The organism is Salmonella sp. NW1250 (assembly GCF_051812965.1).
Lineage (GTDB): Bacteria > Pseudomonadota > Gammaproteobacteria > Enterobacterales > Enterobacteriaceae > Salmonella > Salmonella enterica.
On the sequence record NZ_JAMNDD010000002.1, the window covers coordinates 46291 to 64728 of the forward strand.

The 18438-nt window shown below is 53.2% G+C and carries 22 protein-coding genes; 7 read left to right on the forward strand and 15 right to left on the reverse strand.

From position 1 onward, the window contains the following. Positions 1-48: 48 nt before the first annotated feature. Together NBA72_RS03485 and mutY are read right to left on the reverse strand one after the other, a co-directional pair. Positions 49-324: an oxidative damage protection protein gene (locus NBA72_RS03485; protein ID WP_000091706.1), complete on the reverse strand. Its 276-nt coding sequence runs from the start codon at positions 322-324 to the stop codon at positions 49-51. A gap of 27 nt (positions 325-351) precedes the next feature. Further along, entirely contained in the window at positions 352-1404 is a 1053-nt protein-coding gene (mutY, locus tag NBA72_RS03490) for an A/G-specific adenine glycosylase (protein ID WP_042948776.1), read from the reverse strand. A 154-nt stretch (positions 1405-1558) separates the two neighbouring features. Between mutY and trmB the strand changes: the two genes are divergently transcribed. From trmB to NBA72_RS03515, 5 genes are all read left to right on the forward strand, one after another. After that, positions 1559-2278, forward strand: a complete 720-nt coding sequence (gene trmB, locus NBA72_RS03495) for a tRNA (guanosine(46)-N7)-methyltransferase TrmB (RefSeq protein ID WP_000786893.1) — start codon at positions 1559-1561, stop codon at positions 2276-2278. Continuing rightward, positions 2278-2604, forward strand: a complete 327-nt coding sequence (locus NBA72_RS03500) for a YggL family protein (protein ID WP_001107574.1) — start codon at positions 2278-2280, stop codon at positions 2602-2604. Before trmB ends, NBA72_RS03500 begins: the two co-directional genes overlap by 1 nt. Before the next feature lie 49 nt (positions 2605-2653). Next, positions 2654-3373: a DUF2884 domain-containing protein gene (locus NBA72_RS03505; RefSeq protein ID WP_042948778.1), complete on the forward strand. Its 720-nt coding sequence runs from the start codon at positions 2654-2656 to the stop codon at positions 3371-3373. Between the two features lie 188 nt (positions 3374-3561). Further along, entirely contained in the window at positions 3562-4608 is a 1047-nt protein-coding gene (gene ansB / locus NBA72_RS03510) for an L-asparaginase 2 (protein ID WP_042948779.1), read from the forward strand. A gap of 132 nt (positions 4609-4740) precedes the next feature. Continuing rightward, on the forward strand, positions 4741-5748 hold the full coding sequence (locus tag NBA72_RS03515) for a DUF1202 domain-containing protein (protein WP_000252196.1): 1008 nt from the start codon (positions 4741-4743) through the stop codon (positions 5746-5748). Between the two features lie 90 nt (positions 5749-5838). Here the strand turns inward: NBA72_RS03515 and hemW are convergent, their stop codons facing one another. From hemW to NBA72_RS03540, 5 genes are read right to left on the reverse strand one after another with little or no spacing between them, the layout of a single operon-like run. Beyond that, positions 5839-6975, reverse strand: coding sequence for a radical SAM family heme chaperone HemW (gene hemW / locus NBA72_RS03520; RefSeq protein WP_042948780.1), 1137 nt, complete (start codon positions 6973-6975; stop codon positions 5839-5841). Then, entirely contained in the window at positions 6968-7561 is a 594-nt protein-coding gene (locus NBA72_RS03525; RefSeq protein ID WP_001174769.1) for an XTP/dITP diphosphatase, read from the reverse strand. Before NBA72_RS03525 ends, hemW begins: the two co-directional genes overlap by 8 nt. A gap of 7 nt (positions 7562-7568) precedes the next feature. Further along, positions 7569-7859: a DUF167 family protein YggU gene (yggU, locus tag NBA72_RS03530; RefSeq protein ID WP_001277205.1), complete on the reverse strand. Its 291-nt coding sequence runs from the start codon at positions 7857-7859 to the stop codon at positions 7569-7571. Next, the gene (locus NBA72_RS03535) at positions 7856-8422 is read right to left on the reverse strand and encodes a YggT family protein (RefSeq protein ID WP_001094848.1); all 567 of its coding nucleotides are present in this window, start codon (positions 8420-8422) and stop codon (positions 7856-7858) included. The genes yggU and NBA72_RS03535 overlap by 4 nt, the downstream gene beginning before the upstream one ends. 18 nt (positions 8423-8440) lie before the next feature. Then, on the reverse strand, positions 8441-9145 hold the full coding sequence (locus tag NBA72_RS03540; RefSeq protein ID WP_000997812.1) for a YggS family pyridoxal phosphate-dependent enzyme: 705 nt from the start codon (positions 9143-9145) through the stop codon (positions 8441-8443). A 17-nt stretch (positions 9146-9162) separates the two neighbouring features. Between NBA72_RS03540 and NBA72_RS03545 the strand changes: the two genes are divergently transcribed. After that, a complete protein-coding gene (locus NBA72_RS03545) occupies positions 9163-10143 on the forward strand; it encodes a type IV pilus twitching motility protein PilT (protein WP_001055647.1) in 981 nt (326 codons plus the stop codon). 130 nt (positions 10144-10273) lie between these two features. Next, on the forward strand, positions 10274-10960 hold the full coding sequence (locus NBA72_RS03550; RefSeq protein ID WP_000098324.1) for an IclR family transcriptional regulator domain-containing protein: 687 nt from the start codon (positions 10274-10276) through the stop codon (positions 10958-10960). 46 nt (positions 10961-11006) lie between these two features. Here NBA72_RS03550 and ruvX read toward each other — a convergent pair whose 3' ends face one another. The 8 genes from ruvX to metK form a co-directional block, all read right to left on the reverse strand. Beyond that, entirely contained in the window at positions 11007-11423 is a 417-nt protein-coding gene (gene ruvX / locus NBA72_RS03555; protein ID WP_001285491.1) for a Holliday junction resolvase RuvX, read from the reverse strand. Beyond that, positions 11423-11986 (reverse strand): YqgE/AlgH family protein, encoded by a 564-nt coding sequence (locus tag NBA72_RS03560; RefSeq protein ID WP_001053167.1) that lies wholly within the window; start codon positions 11984-11986, stop codon positions 11423-11425. The genes ruvX and NBA72_RS03560 overlap by 1 nt, the downstream gene beginning before the upstream one ends. A gap of 215 nt (positions 11987-12201) precedes the next feature. Then, the gene (gene gshB, locus NBA72_RS03565; RefSeq protein ID WP_001650640.1) at positions 12202-13149 is read right to left on the reverse strand and encodes a glutathione synthase; all 948 of its coding nucleotides are present in this window, start codon (positions 13147-13149) and stop codon (positions 12202-12204) included. Positions 13150-13168: 19 nt separating this feature from the next. Continuing rightward, positions 13169-13900, reverse strand: a complete 732-nt coding sequence (gene rsmE, locus NBA72_RS03570; RefSeq protein ID WP_001675718.1) for a 16S rRNA (uracil(1498)-N(3))-methyltransferase — start codon at positions 13898-13900, stop codon at positions 13169-13171. 76 nt (positions 13901-13976) lie between these two features. Continuing rightward, positions 13977-14684, reverse strand: a complete 708-nt coding sequence (endA, locus tag NBA72_RS03575) for a deoxyribonuclease I (RefSeq protein WP_000286133.1) — start codon at positions 14682-14684, stop codon at positions 13977-13979. Between the two features lie 94 nt (positions 14685-14778). Continuing rightward, on the reverse strand, positions 14779-15276 hold the full coding sequence (locus tag NBA72_RS03580) for a SprT family zinc-dependent metalloprotease (RefSeq protein WP_000856775.1): 498 nt from the start codon (positions 15274-15276) through the stop codon (positions 14779-14781). A gap of 78 nt (positions 15277-15354) precedes the next feature. Continuing rightward, entirely contained in the window at positions 15355-16749 is a 1395-nt protein-coding gene (gene galP, locus NBA72_RS03585; protein WP_001113171.1) for a galactose/proton symporter, read from the reverse strand. 492 nt (positions 16750-17241) lie between these two features. Beyond that, positions 17242-18396, reverse strand: coding sequence for a methionine adenosyltransferase (metK, locus tag NBA72_RS03590; protein WP_001062140.1), 1155 nt, complete (start codon positions 18394-18396; stop codon positions 17242-17244). Between the last annotated feature and the right edge of the window lie 42 nt (positions 18397-18438).

Here is an 18438-nt window from a genome sequence, read left to right on the forward strand (position 1 = left end):
CGGCATAACTCACAGGCCGAATAAGCGCAGCGTCATTCAGCAACGGGCCTATTTTTTATCTTCCGGCGTATAACCTTCGATATGAACGTCTTTGCCTTCGAACAGGAAGCTCACCATCTCCTGTTCCAGCAGCTTACGGTGCTCGGCGTTCATCATGTTGAGCTTTTTCTCGTTAATCAACATGGTCTGCTTATGCTGCCACTGCGCCCACGCGTCCTTAGAGATCTCGTTATAGATACGTTTTCCCAGTTCGCCAGGGTAGAGCTGAAAATCTTGCCCTTCAGCGTCGCGTTGCAGGTAAGTACAAAAAATCGTTCTGCTCATAAGTCATCCTCTTCATCGACCGGGGCGTTAAACTGGCGCTCCGGTACGTAACTGCTGTAACAAGCGCTCCACGGGGGCCGCCAGTCCGACTGACGGCGGTTGCGCTAAGTTATACCAGAGCGCGCTGCCTTCATCCATGCAGGCGTCCAGTGACGACACGGGAAGCCACATAGGCACAATATCCAGGTGGAAATGGCTAAATGTGTGGCGAAACGCATTAAGCTGGGTCAAATTATCAGCGTTAACATGCCGTTGCGCCAGCCATTCACGTAATTCATCTTCGCTGGCGAACTGCGGGAAGCAGTAGAGTCCGCCCCATAAACCGCTGGGAGGGCGCTGCGCCAGGAAAATCTCCTGATTATGCTGTAACAATAAAAAGTAACCCGTCCGCTCCGGCAACGTCTGTTTCGGTTTCTTGCCCGGATAGCGTGACCAGCTTTCATGCGCAGCGGCGATACAACCGTTTTGCAGCGGACACAGGGCGCACTTTGGCTTTGAACGCGTACAAACCATCGCGCCCAGATCCATCATCGCCTGATTAAAACGCTCCACGCCGCGTGCGGGCGTCACTTGCTCGCTCAGCGTCCACAGCGTATTCTCCACCTCTTTTTTTCCAGGCCAGCCGCTAACAGCATAACAGCGAGCCAGCACACGTTTAACGTTTCCATCAAGAATCGGATAATGTTTACCTAACGCGAGGGAGAGAATTGCGCCGGCGGTTGAACGCCCGACGCCGGGTAGCGCGGCGATTTCGGCAAAAGTTTGCGGGAATTCTCCACCGTGAAGCGTCGCCACCTGTTGCGCCGCTTTATGCAAATTACGCGCGCGGGCGTAATAGCCGAGCCCGGTCCATAAATGGAGCACTTCATCCAGCGGCGCATTCGCTAAATCCGTTACCGTGGGAAAGCGCGCCATAAATCGCTCAAAGTAAGGAATCACCGTTGTCACCTGCGTTTGTTGCAACATGACTTCCGAGAGCCATACTTTGTAAGGCGTCTTGTTAATTTGCCAGGGCAGCGTTTTCCGCCCGTATTTGTCGTACCAGTCCAGAATCTGGGCTGAAAATTGAGACGCTTGCATGGAAACTCATTCATTATTGCCGGGGGCAAGATTGCAGCACAGAGGCCGCAGGGTGTAAACCGGAACTTTCCGCAGTGCGCTTCATGCTTGCATCCGGCAACTAACTTTGGATAATGCCCGTTTTCAGAACTCAAACACAGCAGACTACACTTTTATGAAAAACGACGTCATTTCACCGGAATTTGATGAAAACGGTCGCCCGCTGCGCCGTATTCGTAGTTTTGTTCGTCGCCAGGGGCGACTGACAAAGGGGCAAGAGCACGCGCTGGAAAACTACTGGCCGGTGATGGGCGTCGAGTTCAGCGAAGCGCCGGTAGATTTCGCCACGTTGTTTGGTCGCGAAGCGCCGGTGACGCTGGAGATTGGTTTTGGCATGGGGGCGTCTCTCGTGGCGATGGCGAAAGCGCGCCCGGAGCAGAATTTCCTCGGCATTGAAGTACATTCGCCCGGTGTCGGCGCGTGTCTGGCGTCCGCTCATGAAGAGGGCGTTGAAAACCTGCGCGTCATGTGCCACGACGCGGTAGAAGTGTTGCATACAATGATTCCTGACAATTCTTTATCGATGGTTCAGCTCTTTTTCCCTGACCCGTGGCATAAAGCGCGTCATAATAAACGCCGTATCGTTCAGGTGCCGTTTGCTGAACTGGTATTGAGCAAGCTGAAATTGGGCGGCGTTTTCCATATGGCGACCGACTGGGAAGCGTATGCGGAACACATGCTTGAAGTCATGTCTTCTATCGACGGGTACAAAAATCTGTCAGAGAGCAATGATTATGTACCGCGCCCGGAATCGCGCCCGGTAACGAAATTTGAACAACGTGGCCATCGTCTTGGTCATGGCGTATGGGACTTAATGTTCGAGAGGGTGAAATAATGGCAAAGAACCGTAGTCGTCGTCTGCGTAAAAAAATGCACATTGACGAATTCCAGGAATTAGGATTTTCGGTGGCATGGCGTTTTCCGGAAGGTACATCTGAAGAGCAGGTCGATAAGACTGTCGATGACTTTATTAATGACGTTATTGAGCCTAATAAACTGGCGTTTGACGGCAGCGGCTACCTGGCCTGGGAAGGGCTGATTTGTATGCAGGAAATCGGTAAATGTACCGAAGAACATCAGGCGATTGTGCGTAAGTGGCTGGAAGCGCGCAACCTTGAAGAAGTCCGAACCAGCGAACTTTTCGACGTTTGGTGGGACTAATAAGTACAGGGTCGGCAAATGCCGGCCCGCTTTGTCTTGAGGGAAAGTTATGATGCGCAAAACGCTGCTGGCGGCAGTGCTAACGTTTACGGCGATGGCCGCTCATGCAGATTACAAATGCAGCGTCACGCCGCGTGACGATGTGATCCTGAGTCCACAAACGGTGCAGGTGAAAGGTGAAAACGGCAACCTGGTGATCACGCCGGACGGCAATGTGATGTACAACGGTAAGCAGTACACCCTTAGCGCCGCGCAGCGCGAGCAAGCGAGAGATTACCAGGCGGAACTGCGAAGCGCGCTGCCGTGGATTGATGAGGGCGCCCGATCGCGCGTCGAAAAAGGCCGCGTGGCGCTGGATAAAATCATCGCTAAAGAGGTGGGCGAAAGCAGCAACATGCGTAGCCGTCTGACGAAGCTTGATGCGCAATTAAAAGCGCAAATGAACCGCATTATCGAACATCGTACGGACGGCCTGACGTTCCACTATAAGGCTATCGACCAGGTGCGTGCCGACGGTCAGCAGTTGGTGAATCAGGCGATGGGCGGTATTTTGCAGGACAGCATTAACGAAATGGGCGCCAAAGCGGTGCTTAAAGGCGGCGGTAATCCTTTACAGGGTGTGATGGGCAGCCTCGGTGGTTTGCAAACCGCTATCCAGAACGAATGGAAAAATCAGGAGAAAGATTTCCAGCAGTTTGGCAAAGATGTCTGTAGCCGCGTAGTAACCTTAGAAGATAGCCGCAAAGCGCTGGTTGGCAGCCTGAAGTAATCTTTCCTTTTTAAACAATGGCGTAGATCGTATCTGCGCCTTTTTATTCTGTTTTTTCCTGCATTTTGTTATCCATCTCTAAAAAATACTCTCTGTCGGATATATATCGCTGGTTAATCGTATGACATCACATTATTCGTCTGCAATATAGGGATAATGCGACCAGTTGACATAACTGGAGATATAACATGGAGTTTTTCAGGAAAACGGCATTAGCTGCTCTGGTAATGGGTTTCAGCGGCGCAGCGTTCGCTTTACCGAATATCACCATCTTAGCGACCGGCGGAACGATCGCTGGCGGCGGTGATTCAGCAACAAAATCAAATTATACGGCAGGTAAAGTCGGCGTCGAAAATCTGGTGGATGCCGTTCCTCAATTGAAGGACATTGCGGTAGTGAAAGGCGAGCAGGTCGTTAACATTGGCTCGCAGGATATGAACGATGAAGTCTGGCTCACGCTGGCGAAAAAAATCAATACCGAGTGCGACAGCACCGACGGTTTCGTGATCACCCACGGTACTGATACGATGGAAGAGACCGCTTATTTCCTCGATCTGACCGTGAAATGCAATAAACCGGTGGTACTGGTCGGCGCGATGCGTCCTTCCACGTCAATGAGCGCAGATGGCCCGTTCAACCTCTATAATGCGGTAGTAACAGCGGCTGATAAACAGTCTGCCAACCGCGGCGTGCTGGTGGTAATGAATGATACCGTCATGGACGGACGCGACGTCACTAAGACCAATACGACTGACGTGGCGACGTTTAAAGCGGTTAACTACGGCCCGCTGGGTTATATCCACAACGGTAAAATTGACTACCAGCGTACGCCAGAGCGTAAACATACCACCTCCACCCCGTTCGACGTGTCGAAGCTGACCGCGTTGCCGAAAGTCGGTATCGTTTATAACTATGCGAATGCGTCCGATCTGCCGGCAAAAGCGCTGATAGACGCGGGTTATGACGGGATCGTGAGCGCAGGCGTGGGTAACGGCAACCTGTATAAAACGGTCTTTGATACCCTGGCGACCGCCGCGCACAACGGTACGGTAGTGGTGCGTTCTTCACGTGTGCCGACTGGCGCAACCACGCAGGATGCGGAAGTGGACGATGCAAAATACGGCTTTGTCGCTTCCGGCACGCTGAACCCGCAAAAAGCGCGTGTCTTACTGCAACTGGCGTTAACCCAGACTAAAGATCCAAAACAGATCCAGACGATGTTCAATCAGTATTAAAGATAATGCCCCGGTCGGAAGGCCGGGGCTATCTTTGGAAGACCTCTCGCACAACCAACACTATTATCTTGCTAATTATCATCCTGGTTATGATAATCGTGGGCGTCATGTCTCTGGACGGGAGGTCCACAAGTGGTTCGACAATGGATTGCTGGCGCAGCGCTGTTTGCCCTGATTTCAGGCTATAGTTGGGCAGAGGTTGCTCAACCCTCCGATAACATCTTAAAAGAACAGTTTAGTAAGCAGTACCACGGCATACTTAAACTGGATTCCATTACCTTAAAAAATCTTGATTCGACGGGCAATCAGGCCACCTGGTCTGCCGAAGGGGATATTTCTTCCCGTGAAGATATGTATACCGGCGTTGGTATGGCGGCGGATTATTATTTTGTTGAAAAAACCTGGACCAAAGATCGTCCCGTTAAATTTTCTGCCATGTTAACCAGTAAAGGGACGCCAGCCTCTGGCTGGACGGTGAACTATTACTCATTACAAATGGCAGCCAGCGATCAGGGCCGGGCTATTGACGACATTAAAACGAATGATAAATACCTGATCGTCAACAGTGATGACTTTAACTATCGGTTTGGCAACATTGAAGCCTCCTGGCGTGCGCAGAAAGCGTCGATCCCCGGTCTTGAAGAACAACTCTCTGCCCTGGATAAGAAAATAGCGGTAGCTAAAAAAGAAGCGGACGCGTATTGGGGAAAAGGCGCTGATGGGAAACCGTTGACCCGCGCCGAGGCGTTTAAAAAGACGTTAAAAGAGCGCGATGATTATGTAAAAGCCAACGATAGCAGCGTATATGCCGAGAAATACGAAAAAGAGGTCTATCAACCGGCATTAGACGCGTGTCGTAAGCAGAGTGAGCCGTGCAATGAAGCGGCTATTCAGCAGAAAAGAGATTTAGACATACACGAGCAACGGCGGCAGGTATTTTTGAAATCAGAAGAGCTGCGTCGAAAAGCGCAGAATGACTGGATAACGTTAGAGAAAGGACAATATCCGCTGAATATAGCGGTACAGAAACTTCAGATGCAACAGAGTGATATCCGCATGAAGATCATGGATATTAATGACGGTTACGAGCGCTGGAAAAAAGATACGGACGATTTGCGTCGTAAAGGCGTTATTAAATAATGCGCTTGCTGGTGGCGCATTAACCGCCACAGGTCGGTAAGCGTCGCGCCATCAGGTATTTTACCCGCTGGCGCAACAGGCTTATCCTTGTTATTCCGCGAGAAACAACTCAAGAAGAGAGTTTAAAAACAGTTTACCGTGACGGGTAATCTGCCAGTATTGCTCGCATTCTGTCAGGTAGCCCTGGGCAATAGCCTCGTCGATTGGCTGACGAATAACCGCTTCCGTAAGCCCGGTATAGGCGACAAATTCGGCGCGAGGCGCGCGCTCCAGCAACCGAAAACGATTCATAAAGAACTCAAAGGGTTTATCGTCATCACTCACGTCACGCTGGCTTTCCAGGTAACGTCCCTGCATATAACCGCGTGGGTGACGGGTTTTGGTGGTGCGCAAGATCCTGCCGCCCGGGAAGGTGACTTTACCGTGGGCGCCGCAGCCAATACCCAGATAGTCGCCAAAGCGCCAGTAGTTCAGATTATGCTGGCACTGATAACCGGGTTTGGCATAGGCCGACGTTTCGTATTGCTGATAGCCCGCGGCGGTTAATAACTGGTGGCCCTGCTCAAAGATATCCCACAGAGCGTCATCGTCCGGTAAAACCGGCGGACGCGAACCGAACAGAGTGTTGGGTTCAATCGTCAATTGATACCATGAGAGATGCGGCGGATTAAGCGCAATTGCCTGTCGCAAATCGTTCAGCGCCTCTTCCAGCGTTTGGTCCGGCAATCCATGCATCAAGTCGAGGTTAAAGCTGCGTAGCCCAAGCCCATTTGCCAGTCTTGCTGCCCGCATCGCCTCTTGTGGACCGTGAATACGGCCAAGACGTTTCAGCTTAGGCTCACTAAAGCTCTGCACGCCAATGGAGATCCGGTTTACGCCGGCGCGCTGATAGTCGATGAAGCGGTCGGCTTCGACCGTGCCGGGGTTCGCTTCCATGGTAATTTCTGCATTCGCCGCCAGATTCAGGCGTGCACGCACGCCGTCCAGCAGCGTTTGCATCGCCGGCCCGGAAAGCAGGCTTGGCGTACCGCCGCCAATAAAAATGGTCTTTACTTCACGCCCTTGCGCCCAGACGACGTCGGCATCCAGATCGTTTAACAGATGCTGGACGTAGTCGTCATGCGGCACCTCGCCCTTCAACGCATGGGAATTGAAGTCGCAATATGGACATTTTTGTACACACCAGGGAATATGAATATAAAGACTGAGCGGCGGTAGTTTAGCCATTGCGTAACGCATCCAGCAGCAGCTTGAGCGCTTGTCCACGATGGGAAATCGCGCTTTTTTCTTCACGGGTCAGTTCTGCGGCGGTTTTGCCTTCAGACGGTACGAAGAAAATGGGATCATAGCCAAATCCGCCATTTCCGGCCGCCTGGCGAGTAATGACGCCAGGCCAGCTACCGTGACAGACTATCGGTGTGGGATCTTCGGCATGACGCAAATAAACCAGCACACAATGGAATCGCGCCTGGCGTTTGTCGTCCGGAACATCTCGTAGAGTATGCAGCAGTTTTTCCAGATTTTGCTGATCTGTCGCGTTTTCGCCAGAATAGCGCGCGGAATAGATACCCGGCGCGCCGCCTAAAACGTCAACGGCCAGACCGGAGTCATCGGCAATGGCGGGCAGACCGGTCATTTTAGCGGCATGGCGCGCTTTGAGAATCGCGTTTTCAATAAACGTCAGGCCGGTTTCTTCCGCGGAGTCAACGCCCAGTTCCGTTTGCGCTACCACATCAAGCCCAAAATCGCTTAACAGCGACGCGAGCTCGCGCACTTTACCGGCGTTGCCGGTTGCGAGAACAACTTTTTGCATGGAATACCTACTCAGTTAACGCCGCAATTTCCGGCGGGATCTGTTGCGGGTGAATAATTTTTACCTGTTTGTGACGGCCCAGCTCGCCTTTTTCGATGACGATCTGACTTTTCGCCACGCGAAACTGTTTACCGAGAAACTTGGTCAGATGGCTGTTTGCCTGACCGTCAACCGGTGGGGCGGTAATGGCGACTTTTACCTCGTCGCCATGTAAACCCACAATACTGTCGCGGCTGGCTTTCGGCTGAATATAAAGCCGTAACACCAGACCGTCTTCGCAGCGAGTCACAGCACTCATAACGCCATCCACAGCCCCGGCAGCAACATGTTGCCTGTCGCTTGTAAGACTTCAGCGATCCCCATATTAACGACATACAGTAGCAGCACCAGAACCATCGGCGAGAAGTCGATGCCGCCCATCGCAGGCAGTATACGGCGAATCGGGCTGAGCAGCGGCTCGGCAAGCTGAATCAATACATATTCAATCGGGCTACGACCCTGGCTCACCCAGCTCATGATAGCCATGACCAGCAGCACCCAGAAGATCAGCAGGCCGATTGTTTTAAGCAAGATAAGCACCGCGGCAATCCAGATAATCGCCTGAAACGTAATTACCTTAAACAGCACTATCGCCTTAATAACGCTAAGAATAAACGCCACCAGCAGGGAAGCGCTGTCAATCGGCCCCATTGGCGGGATAATACGACGCAGCGGTCCGATGATGGGCTGCGTAATTTTCACCACGAACTGGGAGAAAGGGTTGTAAAAGTCACAGCGGGCCCACTGCATCCACACGCGCAATAATAGCACCATGGTATACAGCTCAATTACCGTTGAGAGCAGGAAGGTCAACGTATTCATGGCGTTCCTCAGTTTTCCTTAATTTTTTGTGTAATCACGAGCACCAAAGATAGCGGTGCCGATGCGCACCATTGTGCTACCTGCCGCAATCGCGGCTTCCATATCGTCGCTCATACCCAGAGATAGGGTATCAACGTCAGGGTAGCGCGCTTTCAGCCCGGCAAATGCTACAGCCATTTGACGTGCGACTTCAAACTGCCTTACATAATCTGACTCTGGCGCCGGGATCGCCATCAGTCCGCGAAGCCGCAGACGCGGCAGTGTAGCCACCGCAGCGGCCAGCTCATCCAGTTCCGCCAGCGGAATGCCTGATTTGCTGTTTTCATCGCTGATATTAATTTGGATCAGAACATTTAGCGCCGGCAGATTATCCGGGCGCTGTTCGCTCAGCCGCGAGGCGATACGCAGGCGATCGATGGTATGACACCAGTCAAAATGCTCGGCCACCAGCCGACTTTTGTTGGACTGTAAAGGGCCAATAAAGTGCCAGTGCAGGCCTTCCACTTTCGCTTCCTGAAAGTGGCGGATTTTTTCCACCCCCTCTTGTACATAATTTTCACCAAATGCCCGTTGTCCGGCGGCAATGGCTTCTGCGATGTCGCTCGCAGGTTTGGTTTTACTCACTGCAAGCAACGTAACTTCTTCTGAAGAGCGGCCGCAACGCGTCGCCGCGGCGGAGATTTTGTCCCGGATGTATGCCAGGTTATGCGCGATATCGTTCATTTTCCGAGGATGTTTATATGAATATGGAAGAAATTGTGACGCTTAGTGTAAAGCATAACGTCTCGGATCTACACCTGTGTAACGCCTGGCCTGCGCGATGGCGCAAACAAGGACGCATGGAGAACGCGCCTTTTACCGCGCCTGATGTCGACAGGCTTCTGCTTGATTGGCTTAATGATGCGCAACAATATCAGTGGCGAACGCACGGCCAGCTTGATTTCGCCGTCTCGCTGTCTGGCACGCGGCGCCTGCGCGCCAGTGCGTTCACACATCAACAGGGAACGTCGCTGGCGCTACGGCTATTGCCCGAGCGTTGTCCTGATCTGGCGGAAATCCAGACGCCGCCGATAGTACCCGCACTGCTTGCCAGCGAGAACGGACTGATTCTGGTCACTGGCGCTACTGGCTGCGGGAAGTCCACCACGCTGGCGGCGATGGTGGGATATCTTAATCAACATGCTGATAAACACATCCTGACGCTGGAAGATCCTATTGAGTACCGTTACACCAGCAAGCGTTGCCTGATACAGCAGCGGGAAATCGGCCAGCATTGCGCCACTTTTGCCGCCGGGCTGCGCGCGGCGTTGCGTGAAGATCCCGATGTCATTTTGCTGGGAGAGCTGCGTGACAGCGAGACCATTCGCCTGGCGCTGACGGCGGCGGAAACGGGGCATCTGGTACTGGCAACCCTGCATACTCGCGGTGCGGCGCAGGCGGTGGAAAGATTAGTGGATAGTTTTCCGGCGCAGGAAAAAGAACCGGTACGCAGTCAACTGGCGGGTAGTCTGCGCGCTGTACTATCGCAAAAACTGGAGGTCGACAGACAGGATGGGCGCGTGGCGTTGTTTGAATTACTGATTAATACGCCAGCCACAGGGAATTTGATCCGTGAAGGCAAACTCCATCAGTTGGCCCACGTGATACAAACCGGGCAGCAGCAGGGGATGATGACATTCGCCCAGAGCGCGCAATGGCGTCAGGCGCAGGGACGGCTGTAGCGAACATGGCGGCGTAGGGGGGTGTAAAGTGTTGACTGGCGCGGTGGATTGAACGACATACAGGCTTGTATCCTGGCGAACCGGCGTTAAAATCGCAGCTTTGTTAAAACCACAGCGAAGCCATTTAACGATGTCATCACAACCGAATCAAAGCCTGATAGATGGCATTCGCTGTCTGCAATATCTGGTTTCCAGCGACCGTGCTATCGGATGTCGCGAGCTTGCCCGGCTGATGGATATTAATACCACGCGCGTTAATCGCCTGTTAATGACGATGGCCTCTATTGGACTCACGATGCAGGATGAGCACCGACGCTATTTACCCGGGCCAGGCATTCATGCTTTGGCGGCGCAGGCGATTCGTGGTTCAGCGCTGTTCTCCCATGCGTTGCCTATCCTTGAACGCCATGCGCCCAAAGACATCGTGGTGGCATTAGGCGTGCTATGGGAAGACCAGATTATCTATATTTATCACTCTACGCCGGGTTCGCAGGGAAGTCAGGCGCTGGCGGGGTTTCGCATGTGCCCGGCCTGGCAGTCGGTAACAGGAGTGGCGTTACTGGCGGCAGAAAGCGATGAGGCGCTAATGCAGCGTTTTACTCCGGAGCAGTGGCGTAATCTGGCGCCGCATGTGGCGCAGCAGCGCCAGCGGGGATACGTGCTGTGGCATCACGCTGATGGTGAAGTTTCTATGGCGCAACCGCTAGACAAGCACGCCGCAGCGCTGGCCTTTGCGGGAATGTGGCGGATTGATGAGGCGGAGGCGGCTGCGCGTTTACAGGCGTTGAAGGCATTAAACCAGCTTATTGCCCAGTAAGCCTGGCAACCGTGACCGCGTTATCCGCCTGCTGACAAAAACGGCTTTAATACCCCTGTTCAAAATAGCTTTCGAGGATAATCACGGCGGAGGCCGAGTCCACTTTGCCTTTATTCAGCGCGCGATACCCACCTCGTTCAAACAGACCGGAGCGTGCTTCAACGGTGCTGAGTCGTTCATCGTGCAGCGTGACAGTTACCCCGAAACGCCCATGAATACGGTTGGCGAATTTACGTGCGCGCGCCGTCAGCGGTTGTTCAGTGCCATCCATATTGAGCGGTAGCCCGACAATAATTTCGTCCGGCTGCCACTCTTTCAGCAAACGTTCAATGAGCGTCCAGTCGGGCGTGCCGTCCTGTGCTTTGATTGCCGGAAGCGGACGGGCGGTGCCGGTAATGCGTTGTCCTATTGCAACGCCGATGCTTTTTGTGCCGAAGTCAAAGGCCAGTAAGGTGTCGCTCATCAGGCGTGCCCCGCAACGCCAGGCATGGTCAGAATATCAATGCCAATAAGTTTTGCCGCTTCGCGCCAGCGCTCGGCAATGGGCGTTTTGAACAAAATATTGAGATCGGCGGGCGCGGTAAGCCAGGCGTTATCAAGCAACTCTTGTTCAAGCTGGCCTTTATCCCAGGAGGCGTAGCCCAGCGCGACCAGCACATCGGAAGGCTGTTGTTGGGTTCCTAACGTTTCCAGCACATCGCGGGAGGTGGTAATCACGGTATTGTCTGAGATACGAATGCTGGAGGCGAAACGTGACGGCGGAGTATGGAGAATAAATCCGCGATCTTCCGCCAGCGGGCCGCCGAGCATCACGGCTTTATCAAGACGAATTGCCGAATCGCGCGGTTCCGGTGTAATTTTTAATTTTTCCAGAATCCCTTCAATTTGCAGATTTTCCAAAGGCTTATTAATAATAATCCCCATAGCGCCGTCCTGGTTGTGCTCGCAAATATACACCACGGAACGGCGGAAAATCGGGTCCTGGAGCGCAGGCATGGCAATAAGAAAGTGATGCTGTAAATTCATTGTCAGAGGTTCTGTTTCCTGGTTCAAAAAAACGACAGCGTTCAGTATGTGGGGAAAGCGGACGGTTGTCACTCATATAAGCCGTCTTTTGCCAAAGGACGGCTGCCTTATCGGGCAATAGATTGCCGGATGGCGATGCTGATGCGCCGCCTTATCCGACCGGGGCGGCGTGATTGCTCAGGCCCGGTAAGCGCACGCCACCGGGCAATAAACCTTTACTTCGCCAGACGCGCTTCGATGGCGTCCATCAACATCCCGGTGATAGAGATTGGGTATTCCGCTTCAATTTCACGCACGCAGGTTGGGCTGGTCACGTTAATTTCCGTTAAGCGGTCGCCGATAATATCCAGACCGACGAAAATAAGCCCTTTGGATTTAAGCGTCGGCCCAACGCGGCGGGCGATTTCCCAGTCGCTTTCGCTCAACGGACGGGGTTCGCCGCGACCACCAGCCGCCAGGTTGCCGCGGGTTTCGCCGCCCTGCGGAATACGCGCCAGGCAGTAAGGCACCGGCTCGCCGTCGACGACCAGGACGCGCTTATCGCCATCTTTGATCGCGGGCAAATAGTTCTGCGCCATGCAGTAGCGGTTGCCCAGCTCGGTCAGCGTTTCGGCAATAACGCCTATGTTAGGATCGCCTTCCTTAACGCGGAAAATGGACGCGCCGCCCATACCGTCCAGCGGTTTCATAATGATATCGCCGTGCTTTTCCCAAAACGCTTTGAGCTGCGCTTTATTGCGCGTTACCAGCGTTTCCGGCGTCAGATCGGCAAACCAGGCAGTATACAGTTTTTCATTACAGTCGCGCAGGCTTTGCGGTTTGTTGACGATCAGCGTCCCTTCTTCTTCAGCGCGTTCCAGAATATAGGTCGCATAAATAAACTCGGTATCAAACGGCGGATCTTTACGCATCAAAATGACGTCCAGATCGGCGAGTTTAATCTCCTGCTCGCTGCCGAACTCGTACCATTTATCGTAATTTTGCTCCACACTCAACGTTCGCGTGCGGGCGCGGGCTTCGCCGTTAATCAGATAAAGGTCGGCCATCTCCATATAATGAAGTTCATAACCACGACGTTGGGCTTCCAGCAGCATAGCGAAACTGGTGTCTTTCTTGATGTTGATGTGTGCGATGGGGTCCATCACGATGCCGAGCTTGATCATTATTTTCTCCGTTAACGCTTCATCCTAAGTCGCCAAAACGCACCTGTAGCGCGGTAATGGCGGTGAGCGCGGTTGTCTCAGTACGCAGAACGCGAGGTCCTAACAGAATATCAGTAAACTGATAGCGTGCGGTCATCGCGATTTCGTCCGCCGACAGCCCGCCTTCCGGGCCGATCAGCAGTCGGACGCGTTCAACCGGCAGCGGCAGAGTGTTGATGCTGGCATGGGCGCGCGGATGAAGATTGAGCTTCAGCCCGGAATCTTGCTCGGCGCACCAGGCTTCCAGCGCCATCGGCGGGCGAATTTCCGGCACCCGGTTACGCCCGCATTGTTCGCAGGCGGCGATGGCGATCTTTTGCCACTGCTGGCGCTTTTTGTTCAGACGTTCATTATCCAGTTTAACGCCGCAGCGCTCAGAGAACAGTGGCGTAATGAGGCTTACACCCAGTTCGATCGATTTCTGGATAGTAAATTCCATTTTTTCACCGCGCGACATCACCTGGCCCAGATGGATATGTAGCGGCGATTCACGATCGTCGATTTCGCCTTTCATCACTTGCACTTCAACGCTTTTCTTACTGGCGCTAATGATTTCAGCATCGAATACCTGATTGCTGCCGTCAAACAGCTGTAACGCTTGTCCCGCTCCCATGCGCAGTACACGACCAATATGGTTGGCCGCATCTTCGCATAACGAAATCTGCGTACCGGACGTCAACAATTCAGGGTGATAAATGCGGGGAATACGCATAATAAAAAAATCCGCGTCATGGCCCCGGCGTTTGGCTATCCAGGGCATGGGTTAACAAGAATCCCGCTAGTGTAGGTTAGCTCTTTCGCGCCTGGCAAGCGCGTTGCACATAGGGATTATGATTACCCTGGACCTTCGCGATACGCGCATCGCGCTCGCACTCCCAGGCGGTAACGGGGTACTGCTTATCCCAGACGTTAAAAAGCTGCGTTTGTTGGCGGGAAAGTTTCAGTTGGTATTGGTCGCGCATATAAAAATAAGTGCGGGCGATTGCGCCACGGGCGCGGGCGGGCGGCTCGGCGAGCTTCGCTTTGAAATCCACTTTCATGGCGCACTGCCCGTACTGACCTTCGCCGCCGTTCCACTGGCTATACATAAAGTTGCCGCGATCGCCATTCACTTCGCCAATCGCGGGTTGCAGGTTATGCATATCGCTTTCCATTTTGCGGTAGACCGGGTCTTTAGCGCAGTTTTTTCGCCCGCCGTCCTGCCAGCACTGGCGCTGATGACCGAATTGCCAGGCGGGGACAACGTGCTCCCACTCAATGCGTCTGGCGCGATTCTCGTTTTTACGCACCTTATAGCCGCAGGACTCCAGGTCTACGACGCCTTTTTTACCCTGCCAGCGGATTTGGCACCCGCAGTAAAAGCTGCCGGGCGCGTCGGCATTGACTTTGACGCTCGCCGCTTTGGCCTGAGAAAAATTGTTAATGCCATCGGCCAGGGCCTGGCCTGAAAACGCTGCGGCCAGCAACACAGCGGCAAAAGAGAAATTACGGTACATTGCACACTCCATAGCAAAACGAGCCCGCAACGTAACGAAAGTTGTGTCTGTATGCAATCAGTCCGCTCAGGAAAGTTCCCGGACGTTTCGGGAACTACCCGGCGACCAGTGGTTCGCCGCAGTGAACGCAACGATAAACCGCTTCGCCGCGTACTACCCGATTATGACGGCGGACGGTGAGTTGATGTTGCTGGCATTGGCAATGGTAGGGAAAGGTGTTGCGCCGTACGGATTGCAGCGCAAATTGATGAGTACGTCTGGCCGGAACGCCCAGCACGCTTTCCATCATCCACTTCCATTCCTTGCCATGCGGAGCCTTGCGTCCGAAGTGCTTCCACACCAACAGATGCGCCAGTTCATGCGGCACGACCTCTGCTATAAAGGTGTCGATGTTTTCCAGCAGTAACACCGGGTTGAGGCGGATTTCGTAGCTCTCCAGCCAGGCGGTGCCCGCCGAGGTGCCGCGTTGCGTATACACCAGTTTCGGCTCCGGATAATGTCTATCGAGCTTGAGGTTCGCCTGGGCGAGATTTTCCCGCAGACGGCGCATCACGGCCTGCTGGATAGCGATAGGGAGACGAGGGGTTTTCATAGCGGCAGAGAATAGTGCGACGGAAGAGGGACTGCAAGAAAAACGCTTCCTCCTGTGGCAGGAGGAAGCGTGGAGGGATTAGTCGTGGGCGCCGATTTCGCGCAGTTTACGACCTTTCATCAGGTTACGTTCAATGTGTTCCAGCGAAACGTGTTTGGTTTCCGGCACCAGCCACAGGGTCAGCAGGATAAACAGCACGTTCAGGCCAGCGTAGACCCAGAAAGTATTGGCGTTACCCAGATTGTTCAGCATGGTCAGGAACGTTGCGCCGACGATCATATTGGCGATCCAGTTGGTCGCGGTGGAGCAGGTGATGCCGAAATCGCGGCCTTTCAGCGGCTGGATTTCGGAGCACAGTACCCAAATCAGCGGACCAGCGCTCATCGCAAATCCAATGATGAACATCAGCAGCATAGCGATAGCGAAGTATTGCGCAGACGGCGAATGGATGCCGATGTGCATCATCGTACCCAGAATCCCCATACCAATCGCCATGACCAGGAAGCCCAGCGTCAGGGTCGGCTTGCGGCCCCAGCGGTCAACCAGGCCGATAGCGATGAAGGTTGCCAGCACGTTAGTCAGACCAACAATAACGGTGCCCCACATCTGCTCCGTGGTATTCGTGTACCCCGCCAGTTCGAAGATTTTCGGCGCGTAATACATGATGACGTTCATCCCGGTAAATTGCTGCATGACCTGCAACAAAATGCCAAGAAACACGGCGCGGCGGAAGTTGCTGTTCTCTTTGAACAGCGCCCAACCGCTCTGTTTAACCTGCAAACTTTCGCGAATTTCATCGAGCTCACGTTTTGCTTCCGCACTGGTGTCACGCAGGCGCAACAGGACGCGTTCAGCATCATGGAAACGGCGTTTCGCCGCAAACCAGCGCGGGCTGTCCGGCAGGAAGAAGACGCCGATCAGCAGCAGAATGGCCGGGATGATGATCACGCCGAGCATCCAGCGCCATGCGCCGCTGTAGCTGAACGCGGTATCGGACAGATAAGCGCCCAGAATCCCGATGGTGATCATGAGTTGGTACATTGAGATCATACTGCCGCGAATTTTTTCCGGCGCGATCTCGGACAGGTACAACGGTGCAGTGTAGGAAGCGACGCCGACGGCCAGACCCAGCAGCACGCGAGAAATAATCAGGACTTCAACGTTAGGCGCCGCAGCGGAGAACAGCGAACCGGCGACGAACAGGATAGCGCCGATCATCAGGCTTTTTTTACGGCCCAGCTTAAAGGAGAGCCAGCCGCTGCCGACAGCGCCGACGGCCGCGCCAAACATCATGGAGCTGACCACCCATTCCTGAGTGTGTGCGGTAATCTGAAACTCGTCGGTAATGAAGGGTAAAGCACCGGCGATAACGCCGATATCCAGGCCAAAAAGTAATCCTGCCAGGGCTGCAAGAAAGCAGACAAAAAATGTCATGGCCTTGTTGGAACGCCCTTGTTTTTTATTGTCAGGCATTATGCCCTCCGGTTGGGTTAGCAATTTTATCGATGTTAAGAGTAGGTGAGTACGCCGTAAAAAGATGTGAGGCTAATCACAATGGTGTAATCGTTTACACTACTATTTATCTCGGTGATTATTTAATTATCTGAAAAATAATAGTTTTAATAATCTTATAACCATATCAATCGCCTGGTATTCAGACAAAGTTGAAAAATTATGTAATATTTTCATCGCAGAATTAGCATACCGATAGTGAGGCGGTCAGTTCTTAATGAAAATGAATGTAACCGCTTTCATGATGACTGAAACTGAATGATAAAAAGTGTAGTCGAAGAAACGAAAGGGGAGAGTGGATTGTGCTGCGCATCACAAAAAGGTCAGTATAAATTCACGCTGGAATATCTGATAACGTTGCGTGTATCAGCAATGATAAAGGCCAGCAGGGCGCTGGCCTTGATAAGTACGGTATGGTTTACCTGACTGAAAAACAGCGTCAGGCGCGGGCGATTATTTCAGACCGGCAGCATCGCGCAGCAGTTGCGCTTTGTCGGTTTTTTCCCATGGGAAGTTTTCGCGACCGAAGTGGCCGTAAGCCGCAGTTTCTTTGTAGATCGGGTGCAGCAGATCCAGCATCTGAATCAAGCCGTACGGGCGCAGGTCGAAGAATTCGCGCACCAGCAGAATCAACTGTTCAGCAGGCACTTTTTCAGTACCGAACGTTTCCACCATGATGGACGTCGGCTCCGCTACGCCGATAGCGTAGGAGACCTGGATTTCACAGCGATCCGCCAGACCTGCCGCCACGATGTTTTTCGCGACATAACGCGCAGCGTAAGCTGCAGAACGGTCAACTTTAGATGGATCTTTACCGGAGAAGGCGCCGCCGCCGTGACGCGCCATACCGCCGTAGGTATCAACGATGATCTTACGACCGGTCAGACCACAATCGCCCATCGGGCCGCCGATAACAAAACGCCCGGTTGGGTTGATAAAAAATTTAGTGGACGTATTTAACCATTCAGACGGCAGAATGGGTTTGATGATCTCTTCCATCACCGCTTCTTGCAGCGATTTTTGGTCGATATCTTCTGCGTGCTGCGTAGAGAGAACCACGGCGTCGATACCGACGATTTTGCCGTCGTCATACTGGAAAGTGACCTGGCTTTTTGCATCCGGGCGCAACCATGGCAGGGTGCCATTTTTACGCACTTCAGCCTGACGCTGTACCAGACGGTGCGCGTAGGTGATTGGCGCAGGCATCAGTACGTCGGTTTCATTTGTCGCGTAGCCAAACATCAGGCCCTGGTCGCCCGCGCCTTGTTCCAGCGGGTCTGCGCGGTCAACGCCCTGGTTGATATCCGGAGACTGTTTGCCAATTGCGCTCAGTACTGCGCAAGAGTTGGCGTCAAAGCCCATGTCGGAATGCACATAGCCAATTTCGCGCACCGTATTACGGGTAATCTCTTCGATATCGACCCAGGCGCTGGTGGTGATCTCACCGCCAACTAAAACCATGCCGGTTTTAACGTAGGTTTCACAGGCGACGCGTGCTTTCGGATCCTGTTGCAGGATAGCGTCCAACACGGCATCAGAGATTTGGTCTGCGATTTTGTCAGGATGCCCTTCTGATACGGACTCAGACGTAAAAAGGTGTTTTGCCATATTTAATTTCACCTAAGGAGAATTTAGTTAGCTCAAACTGTT

Excerpts from the sequence above, each read along its gene's own strand:
- ansB (WP_042948779.1), top strand. The coding sequence starts at position 3,562 with ATGGAGTTTTTCAGGAAAACGGCATTAGCTGCTCTGGTAATGGGTTTC.
- NBA72_RS03550 (WP_000098324.1), top strand. The coding sequence starts at position 10,274 with ATGTCATCACAACCGAATCAAAGCCTGATAGATGGCATTCGCTGTCTG.
- gshB (WP_001650640.1), bottom strand. The coding sequence starts at position 13,149 with ATGATCAAGCTCGGCATCGTGATGGACCCCATCGCACACATCAACATC.
- metK (WP_001062140.1), bottom strand. The coding sequence starts at position 18,396 with ATGGCAAAACACCTTTTTACGTCTGAGTCCGTATCAGAAGGGCATCCT.
- ruvX (WP_001285491.1), bottom strand. The coding sequence starts at position 11,423 with ATGAGCGACACCTTACTGGCCTTTGACTTCGGCACAAAAAGCATCGGC.
- yggU (WP_001277205.1), bottom strand. The coding sequence starts at position 7,859 with ATGAGTGCTGTGACTCGCTGCGAAGACGGTCTGGTGTTACGGCTTTAT.
- NBA72_RS03505 (WP_042948778.1), top strand. The coding sequence starts at position 2,654 with ATGATGCGCAAAACGCTGCTGGCGGCAGTGCTAACGTTTACGGCGATG.
- hemW (WP_042948780.1), bottom strand. The coding sequence starts at position 6,975 with ATGGCTAAACTACCGCCGCTCAGTCTTTATATTCATATTCCCTGGTGT.
- rsmE (WP_001675718.1), bottom strand. The coding sequence starts at position 13,900 with ATGCGTATTCCCCGCATTTATCACCCTGAATTGTTGACGTCCGGTACG.
- NBA72_RS03560 (WP_001053167.1), bottom strand. The coding sequence starts at position 11,986 with ATGAATTTACAGCATCACTTTCTTATTGCCATGCCTGCGCTCCAGGAC.
- mutY (WP_042948776.1), bottom strand. The coding sequence starts at position 1,404 with ATGCAAGCGTCTCAATTTTCAGCCCAGATTCTGGACTGGTACGACAAA.
- NBA72_RS03545 (WP_001055647.1), top strand. The coding sequence starts at position 9,163 with ATGAATATGGAAGAAATTGTGACGCTTAGTGTAAAGCATAACGTCTCG.
- NBA72_RS03540 (WP_000997812.1), bottom strand. The coding sequence starts at position 9,145 with ATGAACGATATCGCGCATAACCTGGCATACATCCGGGACAAAATCTCC.
- NBA72_RS03485 (WP_000091706.1), bottom strand. The coding sequence starts at position 324 with ATGAGCAGAACGATTTTTTGTACTTACCTGCAACGCGACGCTGAAGGG.
- galP (WP_001113171.1), bottom strand. The coding sequence starts at position 16,749 with ATGCCTGACAATAAAAAACAAGGGCGTTCCAACAAGGCCATGACATTT.
- trmB (WP_000786893.1), top strand. The coding sequence starts at position 1,559 with ATGAAAAACGACGTCATTTCACCGGAATTTGATGAAAACGGTCGCCCG.
- endA (WP_000286133.1), bottom strand. The coding sequence starts at position 14,684 with ATGTACCGTAATTTCTCTTTTGCCGCTGTGTTGCTGGCCGCAGCGTTT.
- NBA72_RS03535 (WP_001094848.1), bottom strand. The coding sequence starts at position 8,422 with ATGAATACGTTGACCTTCCTGCTCTCAACGGTAATTGAGCTGTATACC.
- NBA72_RS03500 (WP_001107574.1), top strand. The coding sequence starts at position 2,278 with ATGGCAAAGAACCGTAGTCGTCGTCTGCGTAAAAAAATGCACATTGAC.
- NBA72_RS03525 (WP_001174769.1), bottom strand. The coding sequence starts at position 7,561 with ATGCAAAAAGTTGTTCTCGCAACCGGCAACGCCGGTAAAGTGCGCGAG.
- NBA72_RS03580 (WP_000856775.1), bottom strand. The coding sequence starts at position 15,276 with ATGAAAACCCCTCGTCTCCCTATCGCTATCCAGCAGGCCGTGATGCGC.